This is a genomic window from Azospirillum sp. B510, assembly GCF_000010725.1.
Lineage (GTDB): Bacteria > Pseudomonadota > Alphaproteobacteria > Azospirillales > Azospirillaceae > Azospirillum > Azospirillum lipoferum_B.
The window spans coordinates 262,023-276,117 of record NC_013856.1 but is presented as its reverse complement, the minus strand read 5'-3'; the positions used below and the strand labels follow the sequence as shown (position 1 = coordinate 276,117).

Below are 14,095 nucleotides of genomic sequence, written 5' to 3'. Positions count from 1 at the left end.
GAGCCCCTCGCGATGACCCACATCCAACCGAGACCGCGCAAATTCTGGCCGCCGGTCGATCCGGTCAGCTACACCAGCGCCGAGGAGGAACGGCGGCACCGCAAGCAGCGGCTGGCCGCCACCTTCCGGCTGTTCGGTCGCTACGGCTTCGACCAGGGCCTGGCCGGCCATGTCACCGCGCGGGATCCGGAACATCCCGACCGCTTCTGGATCAACCCGCTGGGCCAGCATTTCCGCACCATCCGGGTGTCGGACCTGCATCTGGTCGATGGCGACGGCAACATCCTGCATGGCGACCGCGCCATCAACCAGGCCGGCTTCACCATCCATTCGGCCATCCACCGGGCGCGGCCCGACGTGGTCGCCGCCGCCCACACCCATTCGACCTATGGCAAGGCGTGGTCGGCGCTCGGCCTGCCATTGGCCCCGCTGAGCCAGGATGCCGCCGCCTTCTACGAGGATCAGGTGATCTTCGACCCCTATTCCGGCGTCGTCCTGACCGAGGGCGAGGGCAAGCGGCTGGTGGACTCACTTGGGGACAAGAAGCTGGCGATCCTGAAGAATCACGGGCTGCTGACCGTCGGCCCGAGCGTCGAGGCGGCGGCCTGGTGGTTCATCAGCGCCGACAACGCCGCCCACACCCAATTGCTGGCCGAGGCCGCCGGACGGCCCCTGCCCATCGACCATGAGACGGCGCTGCTGACCCGCTCGCAGGTCGGCACCCACCAGGGCGGCGCCTACAATTTCCACCCGCTGTGGGAATGGATCGTCGCGGCCGAGCCCGACCTGCTCGACTGATCCCGTCCCTCCCCCTCCCTCGCGAAGGCCTCCGACCGATGACCGCAAAGCCGGCCCTTTCCCTCTCCCGCCGCGGCCTGATCGCCGCCGGAGCCGTCACCCTCGCCGCCCCCTTCGTCCTGCGCCGCCGGGCGGTGGCGGCGGAGCCGCTGCGCCTGTCCTGGAATGCCGGCGCGGTCTGCTTCTCCGCCGTGCCGCTGGCCTTCCAGCGCGACCTGTTCAAGAAGCATGGGCTGGAGGTCGAGCTGGTCAATTTCACCGGCTCCACCGACCAGCTGCTGGAGGCGATCGCCACCGGCAAGGCCGATGCCGGCGTCGGCATGGCGCTGCGCTGGCTGAAGCCGCTGGAACAGGGGTTCGACGTGAAGATCTCCGCCGGGCTGCATGGCGGCTGCATGCGGCTGTTCGGGGCGAAGGCGGCCGGGGTGAAGACCGTGCTGGACCTGCCGGGCAAGGTGATCGGCGTCAGCGACATGGCCAGCCCATCGAAGAATTTCTTCTCGGTCGTGCTGACCAAATTCGGGCTCGACCCCAACAAGGATGTCGAATGGCGCCAGTTCCCCGCCGATCTGCTGGGGCTGGCGGTGGAGAAGGGGGAAATCCACGCCATCGCCGACGGCGACCCGCTGGTGTGGAGCCAGACCAAGAATCCGCAGATGGTGGAGATTACCAACAATGTCTGCGGCGAGTTCGCGACCCGCACCTGCTGCCTCGTCGGCGTGCGCGGCAGCTTGCTGCGCGACAACCGTCCCGCAGCGGCGGCGCTGACCACCGCGCTGATCGAGGCGCAGCACGCGGCCTATGCCGACCTGCGCGCGGCGGCGGCGGCCTATGCCCCCTTCGCCCCGAAATTCCCGGTGGAGGAGCTGGAGGCGATGCTGCGCAGCCACGCCCACAACGTCACCCCCATCGGCGACGAGCTGCGCCAGCAGCTGGCGCTCTACACCGACGAGCTGAAGAGCGTGTCGGTCATCAAGCGCTCCACCGACAGCCAGCGCTTCGCCGGGCGCATCACGGTCGATCTCGCCTGATCCCCTCCTCCAACCGCGGAGCCGCCCGTCATGCCCTTCGACAATCCCTCCCTTCCCGCCGCCCCCTTCGGCGAGGCCGGCACCACCCCGCTGGCCGATCCGTCGCTGATCGCCGCCCTGTCCGCGGAGTTCGCGCTGCGCGCCGCCGAGCATGACGCCGCCGCCAGCTTCCCCTTCGAGAATATCGACCGGCTGCGGGAAGCCGGGCTGCTGGCGCTGGTCGCCCCGGCGGCGGCGGGCGGCCAGGGCGGCGGGCTGCGCGACGCGCTGGCGGTGGTGAACGGAATCGCGCGCGGCGAGCCGTCCACCGCGCTGGTCCTGGTGCTGCATTACGTCATCCACAGCCAGCTCCAGCGCGGGCCGGCATGGCCGGAGGCGTTGCGTGAGCCCATCGCCCGCTCCGCCTCGACCGATGGCGGCCTCATCAACATCCTGCGGGTGGAGCCGGAACTGGGCACCCCCCACCGCGGCGGCCTGCCGGCCACGGTGGCGCGCAAGGTGCCGGGCGGCTGGCGCATCTCAGGCGCCAAGATCTACTCCACCGGCATTCCGGCGCTGTCCTGGCTCGGCGTCTGGGCCCGCACCGACGAAGCCGAACCGCGGATCGGCACCTGGGTGGTGCCGCGCGGAACCGGGCTGGCGGAGCAGGGCATCGAGGTGAGGGAGACCTGGAACCACATCGGCATGCGCGCCAGCGGCAGCCACGAGGTGGTGTTCAACGACGTCTTCGTCCCGGACGATCATGTCGGCGAGCTGCGTCCGCCCGCCGGATGGGCGGTGCCCGACGCGGCGGCCACCGCCTGGATGGCCACCCTGTTCAGCGGCGTCTATGACGGCGTCGCCCGCGCGGCCCGTGACTGGCTGGTCGGCTTCCTGCACGCCCGCAAGCCGACCGGGCTGAATGGCGCGTCGCTCGCCACCGTGCCGCGCCTGCAAGAGGCGCTCGGCGGCATCGAGGCGCTGCTGCTGACCAACCGGCTGCTGCTGCGCTCACTGTCGGCGGCGGTGGACGGTGGCGCCCCGCCGTCGTCGAGCGACAGCCTGCTGGTGAAATACACGGTGACCAACAACGCCATCGACGCGGTGGCGCGGGCTCTGGAGATCACCGGCAATCCCGGCCTGTCGCGCGACAACCCGCTGGAACGCCATCACCGCGACGTGCTGTGCGCCCGCGTCCATGCGCCGCAGAACGACATGATCCTGACCGGCGCCGGCCGCGCCGCCCTTGCCGGATGAGGCTCCACCAGAAAATATCATAGTGTTATGTAAAATTTATTCAGGCTCCGCCGTCATTCCACACTATTGACGGACACCATGAATCATGTTCCCCTAAATTCTAGTAGATTTATGGAGTTGAGGGGAGCACCAGCATGCGACAGCCACGACACCCCAGCCGCCGCGCCTTCGCGGCCATCGCCGCGTCGGTGATCGGGGTGCTGATGACCTCCGCTATCGCGGCGCCGGCGGCTGCCGAAGGGCGCATCCGCATCGCGGAGGGATATGGCTTGAGCTTTCTCCCGCTGCATGTGCTGCGCCAGGACAAGCTGATCGAGAAGCATGGCAAGGCGCTGGGCCTCGACATCACGGTCGATTGGGTGCAGCTGTCGGGCGGGGCGGCGATGAACGACGCGCTGCTGTCCGGCGGCATCGACGTGGGATCGTCCGGCGTCGCCCCGCTGCTGACCATCTGGGACCGCACCAGGGGCAGCGCGAACGTCAAGGCGATCGCCTCGCTGAACGACATGCCGCTGTTCCTGACCACCAGCAATCCCAAGGTCAAGACGCTGAGGGACTTCACCGACGCCGACAAGATCGCCCTGCCGGCGGCGAAGGTCGGGGTCCAGGCCCGCGTGCTGCAAATGGCCGCGGAAAAGGAATTCGGGCCCGGCAAATACGACGCCATCGACAAGCTGACGGTGTCGATGCCGCATCCCGACGCCACGGCGGCCCTGCTGTCGGGCGGCGGCGGCATCACCGGCCACATCTCCAGCGCGCCCTTCCAATACCAGCAGCTGGACGACCCGAAGATCCACAAGGTGATCAGCTCCTACGACGTGCTGGGCGGGCCGCACAGCTTCAACCTGATCTGGAGCAAGCAGTCCTTCCGCGACGACAATCCGAAGACCTACCGCGCCTTCCTCGACGCGCTGAAGGAGGCGATGGACCTGATCAACCGCGATCACGAGGCGGCGGCGGACATCTATCTGGCGCAGAACAAGGGCAGCCTGGACAAGGCCTATGTCCTGCGCCTGCTGAACGACCCCGACATCCGCTTCACCGTCACGCCCAACCGGACGGAGGCCTTCGCCGACTTCATGCACAAGGTCGGCGCGATCAAGAACAAGCCGGCCTCCTGGAGGGATTACTTCTTCGAGGATCTGCATGCCGGCGCCGGGAGCTGAGGCGATGAACGCGCTGACCTACCCGCGGAGCGTCGACGGCGACGGGCTGTCGGAACGGCCGCTGCTCGACGTGTCCGGCGTCACCCTGCAATACAAGACGCGCCGGCATCTCGTCACCGCCACCTACCGCGTCGATTTCCAGGTGTTCCAGTCCGAACGCTATGTCCTGCTCGGACCGTCGGGCTGCGGCAAATCCTCGCTGCTGAAGGCGGTCGGCGGCTTCCTGTCGCCGGTCGAGGGCGCCATCCGCCTGAACGGGCGGACGGTAACCAAGCCCGGCCCCGACCGCATGATGGTGTTCCAGGAGTTCGACCAGTTGCCGCCCTGGAAGACGGTCAAGGAGAACGTCATGTTCCCCCTGCTCGCCAGCGGCAAGGCCAGGCGGCGCGAGGCGGAGGAGAAGGCGCTCGACTGCATCGCGCGGGTGAACCTGACGAAATTCGCCGACGTCCACCCGCACATGCTGTCGGGCGGCATGAAGCAGCGCGTCGCCATCGCCCGCGCCATGGCTATGGAGCCCGACATCCTGCTGATGGACGAGCCCTTCGCGGCACTCGACGCGCTGACCCGGCGCAAGATGCAGGAGGAGCTGTTGCAACTCTGGGACGACCTGCGCTTCACCATGCTGTTCGTCACCCATTCGATCGAGGAGGCGCTGGTCGTCGGCTCGCGCATCCTGGTGCTGTCGCCCCATCCCGGACAGGTGAAGGCGGAGGTCAATTGCGACGGCTACGACCATGGCGCCGTCGGCGGGGCGGAATTCCAGGATCTTGCCAACCGCATCCACCACATGCTGTTCGCCGAGGATGTCGAAGGAAGCGGGACGGGAGCCCGCGCATGACCGACCTTTCCTTCTCTCCCCGCCCCGTGCGCCCCGGCGGCCGACGCGAGCCGCCGCTCCGTCCCGAATATGAGCGCGCCGTCACCGCCACCGGCCCGATCGGCGATGTCGCCCGTCCGCTGTCCCCGTGGGAGCGGCTTGGCAACGTGACGGCCCTGCGCCGGCTGCTGGTGCTGGCGGCGGTGGCGGCGCTGTGGCAGGCGGCGGCGGTCTGGCAGAACAACCCGCTGATGTTCCCGACCTTCACCGACACGGTGGCGGCGCTGTGGGACGGCATCCGCCGCGATGATCTGCTGTCGATGGCCTGGACCTCGCTGTCGGTGCTGCTGAAGGGCTACGCGGTGGCGCTGGTCCTGGCCGTGCTGCTGACCACCGTCGCCGTCTCCACCCGCATCGGCAATGATCTGCTGTCCACCCTGACCTCGATGTTCAACCCGCTGCCGGCCATAGCATTGTTGCCGATCGCCATGCTGTGGTTCGGGCTGGGCGAGGTCAGCCTCGTCTTCGTGCTGGTCCATGCCGTGCTGTGGCCGCTGGCGCTGAACACCCATGCCGGCTTCACCTCGGTGTCGGAGACGCTGCGGATGGCCGGGCGCAATTACGGGCTGGGCGGCCTGCGCTATGTCGTCACCCTGCTGATCCCCGCCGCCTTCCCGGCGATCCTGACCGGGCTGAAGGTTGGCTGGGCCTTCGCCTGGCGCACGCTGATCGCGGCGGAGCTGGTGTTCGGCGTGTCGTCCGGCAAGGGCGGCCTCGGCTGGTTCATCTTCCAGAACCGCAACGAACTGTACATCGACAAGGTCTTCGCCGGCCTCGTCACCGTCATCCTGATCGGCCTGCTGGTCGAAAACGTCGTCTTCCGCTGGATCGAAATCCACACGGTCCGCAAATGGGGCATGGTCCGCTAAATGGCTTTCCAAGACATCAATCCCGTGCGCTTCGATTCCAACCTGACGGTCGAGCGCCCGACCTTCGTCACCCATCTGGAATGCGCCTACACCGGCGAACGCTACGAGGCCGACACGATCCACAACCTGTCGCGCGCCGGCAAGCCGCTGCTGGTCCGCTATGACCTGAACGGCGTCAAGCAGGCGCTGAGCAAGAGCGCCCTTTCCGAACGCCCGCAGGATCTGTGGCGCTACCGCGAGCTTCTGCCCGTCCGCCGGGTCGAGAACATCGTCAGCCTGGGCGAGGCGGTCACCCCGCTGGTCCCGCTTCCCCGCATCGCCCAGCGGCTGGGTGCCGCCGAACTGCTGGTGAAGGACGAGGGGCGGCTGCCCACCGGCTCCTTCAAGGCGCGCGGGCTGGTGATGGCGGTGTCGATGGCGAAGTCCTTCGGCATCACCCACATGGCGATGCCGACCAACGGCAATGCCGGGGCGGCGCTGGCCGCCTACGCCACCCGCGCCGGCATCCGCACCACCATCTTCTGTCCGGCCGACACGCCCGAGGTGAATGTGTCGGAGATCGAGTTGCAGGGCGCCACCGTCTATCGGGTCAACGGGCTGATCGACGATTGCGGCAGGATCGTCGGCGAGGGCAAGGGCAAGGTCGGCTGGTTCGACGTCTCCACCCTGAAGGAGCCGTACCGGATCGAGGGCAAGAAGACGATGGGGCTGGAGCTGGCCGAACAGCTGGGCTGGGAGGTGCCGGACGTCATCTTCTATCCGACCGGCGGCGGCACCGGCCTGATCGGCATGTGGAAGGCCTTCGCCGAGCTGGAGGCGATCGGCTTCATCGGCTCGAAGCGCCCGCGCATGGTGGCGGTCCAGGCCGCCGGCTGCGCCCCGATGGTCCGCGCCTGGGAGCGGGGGGAGGAGCATGCCCCGCGCTGGGAGGATGCCCACACCGTCGCGTCCGGCATCCGCGTGCCCCAGGCGGTCGGCGATTTCCTGATCCTGCGCGCCGTGCGCGAAAGCGGCGGCTTCGCCATCGCCGTGCCCGACGATTCCATCCAGGCCGCGCTGGACGAGGTGGCGCGCGAGGAGGGCTTCCTGCTCTGCCCCGAGGGTGCCGCGACCTATGCCGCCTACAAACAGGCGCTCGCCGACGGCCGGGTCGGCAAGGACGAGCGGGCGGTGCTGTTCAACTGCGCCACCGGCCTGAAATATCCGCTGCCCCCGGTCCATCGGACCCTCGACCGCACCAAGCCCATCGACTATTCGCTTTTTCAGGAAAACGGCCGATGACCAGGCTCCGCTATGGCGTCGTGCGTTAATTATGAAACGCACGACGCCATAGCTTTATGTCTGACGATCGGATTCACGCTTCAAATCGAGTCCGATTTTACGCGATCCGATCGCACGAAAAATCAAAAGGCTAGAGTCTCCACATTTGACCGGGGAGGGATCCGGCGAAGTTGCCGAGCTCCGCCACCTCCCTCTTACGGACCCGGCCTGACGGCGATGAACAAGGCCAGCGCAACGATCGCCAATCCGCAGATCCGGTTGATCCGGGCGATGGTTCGCGCCGTGACGTGGGCGCGCGCCAGCCCGACCGCTCCGCTCAGCGTCAGCCACCAGAGCGACGACCCCAAAAACACCCCCAACGGCAGGGAGGCATCCACCCAGCCGGCTTGCGGCGGAGCCTCCCCAGGCATGGTCGGAACCAACATCATGAAAAAGGACAGGGTCACCGGATTGGTGAAGGTCAAGGCGATGGCGGTGGCGTAGCTGCCGGCGATCCTCTCGGCCGTCATCTTCGGGCCGGCCAGCCCTTCGGCCAGCGGTACAAGCGGGCCGACGTCGGAAACAGCCGGCCACTCCAGACCGCGCCACAGCACGCGCCAGCCGATCCACAGCAGGAAGGCGGCCGCGGCGAACCGCCCGCAATAGCTCCAGACGACGGTCAGGGGCGCCAAATGGACCAGCTTGTTGGCCGCCAGCGCCGCATAGGTCGCATGCACGGTCGCAGCCCCCAGCCCGGCGGCGAAGCCCCCGCGAAATCCCGCCGCCAGTGTCCGCTCGATGCACAACATGCCCATCGGGCCGACCGGCGCCGCAACCGATAGACCCAGAACCACCCCCGCGATCATTCCATCCATGGTTCGCGTCCGCGCCCGATCCCATCCGCCGTCGCGCTATTGACGGATCAGCCAAGGACGCGACACCTCGCTCGGCATCACCTCCGTTCCATCGGGGCGCAGTCCCTGCCCCACCCGCACCGCACCCTCCGACGAACCGTCATGGGAAGGGAGGTCCGGCAGTCCCACCGACGGCGCGGCGGCCCGGCTCGACTGGAGCGTGACGGTGTCCTTTTCCGGGTCGGGGGCGAGACCGCGCCCCGCCGGGACCGTGGCCGCCATCCGCGGCGCTACCGCGTCTTCGGCAAGGGCGCCTCCCGCGGCGAGGCCAAGGAGCGCCGACAACAGCGTGCCTGACGCCAATCGCGCAAACCGTTCCTGGATCGCATCCATATCCGCCTTCCTCGCGTCTGGTTACCCCTTCAGGATCGCCATGGGTAAGCCCTGCAAGGCGGGGGCGAAGCCGCATCGTTCGCATGCAGGAAGCATGGCTTTCCGGGTGGGACGGCATCCAATCGGCCAGGAAGCCGGCAAGCCGGATGTCGGGTGGACGACGGGACCGATCATGGCGGACCTCCCTCCGCAAGGTGGACGACCAAGCGGGCGGCTCGTTTGGATCAGTTATGGTAGGTCCAAAAAAGGTCCAAAAAAAGCGGGCGTAGGAGGTAGCGGACGAAACGATTTCGTGGAAACGGCCAGCCCGACGGGGTAGCCCTTACGCGCCAGCCAGCAAGCGCTCCAGCTCATCAGCGCTCGGCAGGGCGTCGAACACACCGATCCGCCCGGCGACGATCGCGCCACAGGCGGCGGCACGCCTCAGACACTCCTCCAGGGGGCGGCCTTCGGCCAGTCCGGCCGCAAGCCCGGCGGTGAAGGCGTCACCCGCGCCCAGCGTGTCGACCGTCGTGACCGGGAAGGCCGGCTGGTGGATGGGCGAGCCCCCGCGCCGACAGGCCACGGCACCATGTGCGCCCAAAGTGACGACCACGAGGTCGGGGCCAAAGGCAAGGAAGGAGACCGCCAGTGCCGCGGCGGTCGCCAGCGGATCGGAGCGCATGCCGGCATCGAGCCCCGCATCGAGCCCCGGTGCTAGGTCCCGCGCCAACTGCGCGGCTTCCACGGCATTGGCGACCAGGATGTCGGTCCGCGCCAGAAGGCCGGCGGGCAGGCGACGGAACGGCGATGGGTTCAGCAGGGTCCGGACCCCGGCCCTACGGGCAAGGGCGAAGGCCTCGACGATCGGCGCGTCGTCGATCTCGAACTGGGCCAGCACGAGGGCGGCCCGGCGCAATCCGGCGGCGGCACGGACATGATCGGCCGACAGCAGGCGGTTCGCGCCGGAATGGACAGCCAGACAGTTCTCGCCATCGTGATTGGTGAAACCGATGCCGGCGCCGGTCGCGCCCGGACAGCGGCGGATCATCGTCGAGGACAGTCCCGCGCCGGTCAGCGCCTGCTCCGCCAGCGGGCCGAACAGATCGTCGCCGACCGCGAACAGGCCGTCCACCGCCAGCCCCAGCCGGTGCGCGCCAACGGCGAGATTCAACCCCTTGCCGCCGGTCTCCACCGTGAGGGTCCGGGCGCGCAGCGACTCGCCGGGTTGCGGGAAACTGTCGACTTTTGCCGAGCAGGCGATCACGACGCTCCCCAAGACAAAGAGAAAGATGTTTTCATCCGTCCAGGTCGCCGTCATGTTGACCTCCATCAGTCAGGATTGCGCGCTTGTCGAACCGGGCCATTTCTCCGCAGGAGGCTGTCGACCACACCGTGGAACAGGTCAACGAAAAACCGGCCGCGGAAGCAAGACCGTCCTTGCCCTCGCTGCTCCGCCTGCGCGACGACACCGCGCGGCCGCTCTATCAACAGCTTGAGGAACAACTGCTCGAGTTGATCGGGAATGGCAGCGTGCCAGCAGGTACGACCCTGCCGGCGGAGCGTCAATTGGCCGAAAGTCTCGGCGTCAGCCGGACGACGGTACAGCGCGCGTACCAGATGCTGCGCCACCGCGAATTGATCAGCGCCCATGGCAGGCTGGGCTTCATCGTGCGGGGTGACGGGCCGCGGCTCCATCCCGGCATGGACCGCCTGAAGGGATTCACCGAGGAAATGCGCGAACTGGGACGTGTTCCATCGGCGGACATCCTGGAGCAGCGCGTGGTCAGCGACCGCTCCATCGCATCGATCTTCGGACTGCCATCGACCGCGCAGTTCCTGAAGCTGGTGCGGGTGCGGCGGGGCGACGGTATTCCGATGTCGCGTGAAACGGCCTGGTACGATCTGGCCGCCGCCCCCGCCCTGCCGGAATGCGACCTGTCCCGTTCGGTCTATGCCTGCCTCGGCGAGCGGTGCGGGGTTCCCCTGACCCACTGCGACCAGACCATCGAGGCGACGCTGCCACTACCACAGGAATGCACGGTGTTCGGGTTTTCCGAGCCGGTCGCCTGTTTGCTCATCAAGCGGCGCAGCTATACCGCCACCGACCGCATGATCGAATATGTGGAGGGGCTGTTTCGCGGCGACGTCTACACCTACCGGCTGAAGCTGAAGGTCTGAGCGCCGACCAGCCCGGCACCGGTGCGGGAAAGGAGCCTGGCTCGGGGAAGGCCGGATGGCCGAGTTTTCGCGAAACAGCGTCCCGCCGTGATCACGATCGGCGCCGGGCTGACAGCGCCACGGCAACCGCGCCATAGAGTGCCGCCAAAGCCCACAAGGTCAGGAACGGTTCGGCAACCTCGGAGAGGGGCGCCCCGAGCTGGGCCACCCGAACAAGCCCGTCGATCGCGGACGTGCTTGGCAGCAACCGAGCGATCAGACGAACCGCCTCCGGCATCGCTTCGGGCGGCCAGGAGAAACCCGCCAGGAAGAAGAAGGGCAGCCCCACCGCCGCGGTGGCGAGTTGCACCGCCAGGGGGGTGCGGAAAACCGCCGAGGCGATGAGGCCAAGGCCGCTCACCGCCAGCACGAAGGGCAATGCGAACAAAAGGATCGTCACGGCCGAACCCAGGCGCGGCACGTCATAAAGGTAAGGCAGGGCGATCAGGTAGAAGGGCAGGATCAAGCTTTCCGGCACCAGGTAGGCCATGTATTTGCCGGCCACGGTCGCCAGCGGCCCCGCCCTGGGCCGGTCGGGGTCGGGGGTGGTGCCGAGCAGGCTGGTTCCGATCAGCAGAAGCTGTTGCAGGATCAGGACGAAGGCCGCCGGCAGCAGATAGGTGGCATAGCCTCCCTGCGGATTGAACAGCGGCACCGCCGTCAGCGGCATCGGGTCGACGACGGCGCCGGCAATCGCCGGATCGACACCGGCACCGACCAGCCGCGCGCCTTCGACCTCCGCCCCGAGCGTTCTCGCCACGGCGGAAACGGCACCGGTGATCCGTTGATAGATCAGGAAATAGCTGGCGTCCGCATAGAGAGCGACCGGGGACGGCCGCCCATGCAGCAGGTCGCGTTCGAAATCCCGGGGGATCAGCAGGATGCCCGACACGGCGCGTTCATAGACGGCGCGCTGGGCACTCGGAAGGTCGGGCAGGACCAGGGCGACACCGACGTCGGACGTCGCGTCCAGCCGCCGGACCATCTCCCGGCTGCTGCTGGTCCCGTCGCGGTCCACCACCACGATCGGAACGTTGCGAAGCGCCTCGTTGACATAGGGCTGCGGATAGAACACGGCATAAATCACCGCCCCGAGGATGAACACGGCAAAGGCCGGGCGCACGGTGAAAATGCGGTGGAGTTCGTGACGGAACACGGCGAAGACCGCTCTCATGGCGCCGACCCGCCGTGAAACGCCGCGGTGCGCCGGATGGCCGCCCGTGCGCGGCGGGCACGCAGCCCCTCCAACCGCCACGCGGCCAGCCCGGCCAGCCCGATCACGAAGCCTGCGAGGATCAGCACCGGCGGCCAGGACAGGTCGGATGGCGTGCCGCGGACGGTCTGGTCGATCCGTGCCGTCAGGTACCAGGTTCCCGGCAGCAGCGCCCCATAGCCCTGGGCGAAGGGGTCCATGCCCAGGCGTGGGAACCCGATGCCCATGAAGCCGAAGGCGGGCGCGGTCAGCAGCGTCCCGATGCTGACCGCGCCCGCCGTGGATCGCAGGAACAGCGCCAACAGGACACCAAGCAACTGGCAGGCCAGCAAGAACAGGACGCCGGCGAGGAGCAGAATGCCCCGCTGCCCACGCAACGGCAGTTCCAGCACGCCGAACAGAACGGAGTCGGCGATGCCGAGGACCATCAGGGACAGGATCGTGTAGGGAAGAATCTTACCGATCATGGCCGGCCACAGGCCGCCACCGAGCCTTCGGAGAATCGCCAACCGGTGCCGCGTCTCGACATCCAGGCCGACCGAGTATGCGGACGCCACCACGACCACGATCTGAAGCAGGCTGGGCAGGAGGGCCGCCAGCAGGAAATGGGCGTAGTTCAGGGTCGGGTTGAACAGGCCGTGGACCTGCACCGGGATCGGGGCCAGAGAGGCCTGGGCGGCCTCCATCGGCTCGCCTTGAGCCGTGCGCAGCGACAAACGGATACCAGCCGCCACCATCGGGACGGCATTGCTGACCCCGCGCAGGACGAGGTTGCCGGCGGTCAGGGTCTGGGTGTTGTAGAAGAATACCACCTCCGGCCGCCGGGCGGCTTTCACATCCCGTTCCAGATCACGCGGAATCATCAACAATCCGTGGACGGTGCCGGACAGGATCAGCCGGCGCCCTTCGGCGAGATCGGCGACGCGATGCGCCACCGCCACATCCGGCGTGGCGTCCACGGTGCGGACGATGGCGCGCGACAGGTCGGACCCGTCGAGGTCGAGCACGGCGACCGGCAGGCGGGTGGCGAGACCGGCGCTGAAGATCGCCATCAGCAGCCCCATCAGGCCAAGCGGCAGAAGGGTCATCAGCACCAGCAGGCCGGGGCGCCGCCGGCGCAGCCAGATCAGTTCACGCTGGAAGACCAGCAGGAAGCCGGGACGCAACCCGTCGCGGGGCCGCATTTCAACGCCCCTGCCGGACCCAGATGGCGCTCATTCCCGGCCGCAGGCCCTCCACCGGCTCGGCCGGCACGGCTCTGACCTCGAAGGTCCGCAGATCGAAATCGCCGGTGGCGCGGGTCGCGCGCCACGTGGCGTATTGTCCCTGGACATTGATCATCGTCACCCGCACCGGAATCTCCTTCGACCCGAGGGCGGGAACGGTGATCCGGAAGCCGTCGCCGACGGCCAGGCCGCTCAGCAGATCCTCGCGCAAATTGAAGGTGAACCACGGGTGCGCGATGTCCACCATGGAGAAGAGCGGCGCGCCGGCGCTGAAATTCTCGCCCAGCTCGGACACCTTGGTGGTGATCTGACCATCCATGGGCGCACGGACGACCAGCTCCTCCACATCGACGGAGCGCTGGCGCAGCGCGGCTTCCGCCTGCTTGACCTGGGCGGCGGCCAGGGCCCGCTCCTCCGGGCTGGCGCCGGTGACGGCGAGATGCAATGCGGCCTCCGCCGACTCGCGCTTGCGGACGGCGGCCTCCAGATTGCGCGCCGCCTCGTCCAACCGGGCCTGCGGGGTGTTGCCGGAACGGATGAGCTGGGCCTGCCGGCCGTAATTGTCCTGATAGAGGGTGACGTCGGCATTCGCCGAGGCCAGATCGGCCCGTCTCGCGGTGATGGTCTCGGCCCGCGTGCTGTTGACCCGGTCGAGGTCGGCCCTGGCCACGCCGAGTGCCGCCTGGGCGGCGGACAAGGCCGCCACCAGCTGCGGGCTTTCCAGTTCGACCAGCACGGTTCCGCGCGCCACCCGGTCGCCGGTGTCGGCGCCCAGCCTGGCGACCCGGCCGGCGACGCGGGGGCTGATGTCGACGCGGTCGGCCGACACCTCCCCCTGGACGGTCAGCGGGGGCAGTCGCGTCGCGAACCACAAGGTCGTGCCGAGCGCCGCGATGGCGGCGCCCCCGATCACCCAGCGAAAAGCCCTCATGCCGGTCATCCCAAAGCTTGTCCCGGTCGTGGCGTCGTC

At 68.2% G+C, this 14,095-nt stretch carries 14 protein-coding genes; 8 read left to right on the top strand and 6 right to left on the bottom strand.

Translation table 11 applies throughout. The features are described from left to right. Window positions 1-12 precede the first annotated feature (12 nt). The 7 genes from AZL_RS22620 (at window position 13) to AZL_RS22590 (ending at window position 7,261) form a co-directional block, all read left to right on the top strand. On the top strand, window positions 13-798 hold the full coding sequence (locus AZL_RS22620; RefSeq protein WP_012976763.1) for a class II aldolase/adducin family protein: 786 nt from the start codon (window positions 13-15) through the stop codon (window positions 796-798). A 38-nt stretch (window positions 799-836) separates the two neighbouring features. After that, window positions 837-1,829: an ABC transporter substrate-binding protein gene (locus AZL_RS22615; protein WP_042445054.1), complete on the top strand. Its 993-nt coding sequence runs from the start codon at window positions 837-839 to the stop codon at window positions 1,827-1,829. Window positions 1,830-1,859: 30 nt separating this feature from the next. Continuing rightward, window positions 1,860-3,065, top strand: coding sequence for an acyl-CoA dehydrogenase family protein (locus tag AZL_RS22610; protein ID WP_012976761.1), 1,206 nt, complete (start codon window positions 1,860-1,862; stop codon window positions 3,063-3,065). A 134-nt stretch (window positions 3,066-3,199) separates the two neighbouring features. Continuing rightward, a complete protein-coding gene (locus tag AZL_RS22605) occupies window positions 3,200-4,231 on the top strand; it encodes an ABC transporter substrate-binding protein (protein WP_012976760.1) in 1,032 nt (343 codons plus the stop codon). 4 nt (window positions 4,232-4,235) lie between these two features. Further along, window positions 4,236-5,072, top strand: coding sequence for an ABC transporter ATP-binding protein (locus AZL_RS22600; RefSeq protein ID WP_042445340.1), 837 nt, complete (start codon window positions 4,236-4,238; stop codon window positions 5,070-5,072). After that, window positions 5,069-5,980: an ABC transporter permease gene (locus AZL_RS22595; RefSeq protein WP_012975508.1), complete on the top strand. Its 912-nt coding sequence runs from the start codon at window positions 5,069-5,071 to the stop codon at window positions 5,978-5,980. The genes AZL_RS22600 and AZL_RS22595 overlap by 4 nt, the downstream gene beginning before the upstream one ends. Then, window positions 5,981-7,261 (top strand): threonine synthase, encoded by a 1,281-nt coding sequence (locus AZL_RS22590; protein ID WP_371304248.1) that lies wholly within the window; start codon window positions 5,981-5,983, stop codon window positions 7,259-7,261. 194 nt (window positions 7,262-7,455) lie between these two features. On the opposite strand, the gene AZL_RS22585 is transcribed toward AZL_RS22590, so the two are convergent. The 3 genes from AZL_RS22585 to AZL_RS22575 all read right to left on the bottom strand — a co-directional run bounded on the left by AZL_RS22585 (window position 7,456) and on the right by AZL_RS22575 (window position 9,787). Next, window positions 7,456-8,115 carry a LysE family translocator gene (locus AZL_RS22585; protein WP_012976757.1) on the bottom strand — a complete coding sequence of 220 codons (660 nt, stop codon included), beginning with the start codon at window positions 8,113-8,115 and terminating at the stop codon, window positions 7,456-7,458. A 36-nt stretch (window positions 8,116-8,151) separates the two neighbouring features. Next, window positions 8,152-8,376, bottom strand: a complete 225-nt coding sequence (locus tag AZL_RS22580) for a hypothetical protein (protein ID WP_148219593.1) — start codon at window positions 8,374-8,376, stop codon at window positions 8,152-8,154. 433 nt (window positions 8,377-8,809) lie between these two features. Next, window positions 8,810-9,787 carry a ribokinase gene (locus AZL_RS22575; RefSeq protein WP_042445336.1) on the bottom strand — a complete coding sequence of 326 codons (978 nt, stop codon included), beginning with the start codon at window positions 9,785-9,787 and terminating at the stop codon, window positions 8,810-8,812. 74 nt (window positions 9,788-9,861) lie between these two features. Here AZL_RS22575 and AZL_RS22570 point away from each other — a divergent pair, with 74 nt between their 5' ends. Further along, on the top strand, window positions 9,862-10,647 hold the full coding sequence (locus AZL_RS22570) for a GntR family transcriptional regulator (RefSeq protein WP_012976755.1): 786 nt from the start codon (window positions 9,862-9,864) through the stop codon (window positions 10,645-10,647). Window positions 10,648-10,738: 91 nt separating this feature from the next. On the opposite strand, the gene AZL_RS22565 is transcribed toward AZL_RS22570, so the two are convergent. The 3 genes from AZL_RS22565 to AZL_RS22555 are packed head-to-tail and all read right to left on the bottom strand — an operon-like array spanning window position 10,739 to window position 14,065. Further along, window positions 10,739-11,860 (bottom strand): ABC transporter permease, encoded by a 1,122-nt coding sequence (locus AZL_RS22565; protein ID WP_012976754.1) that lies wholly within the window; start codon window positions 11,858-11,860, stop codon window positions 10,739-10,741. Continuing rightward, a complete protein-coding gene (locus tag AZL_RS22560) occupies window positions 11,857-13,083 on the bottom strand; it encodes an ABC transporter permease (protein WP_012976753.1) in 1,227 nt (408 codons plus the stop codon). The genes AZL_RS22565 and AZL_RS22560 overlap by 4 nt, the downstream gene beginning before the upstream one ends. A gap of 1 nt (window position 13,084) precedes the next feature. Further along, window positions 13,085-14,065 carry an HlyD family secretion protein gene (locus tag AZL_RS22555; protein ID WP_012976752.1) on the bottom strand — a complete coding sequence of 327 codons (981 nt, stop codon included), beginning with the start codon at window positions 14,063-14,065 and terminating at the stop codon, window positions 13,085-13,087. Window positions 14,066-14,095: the final 30 nt, after the last annotated feature.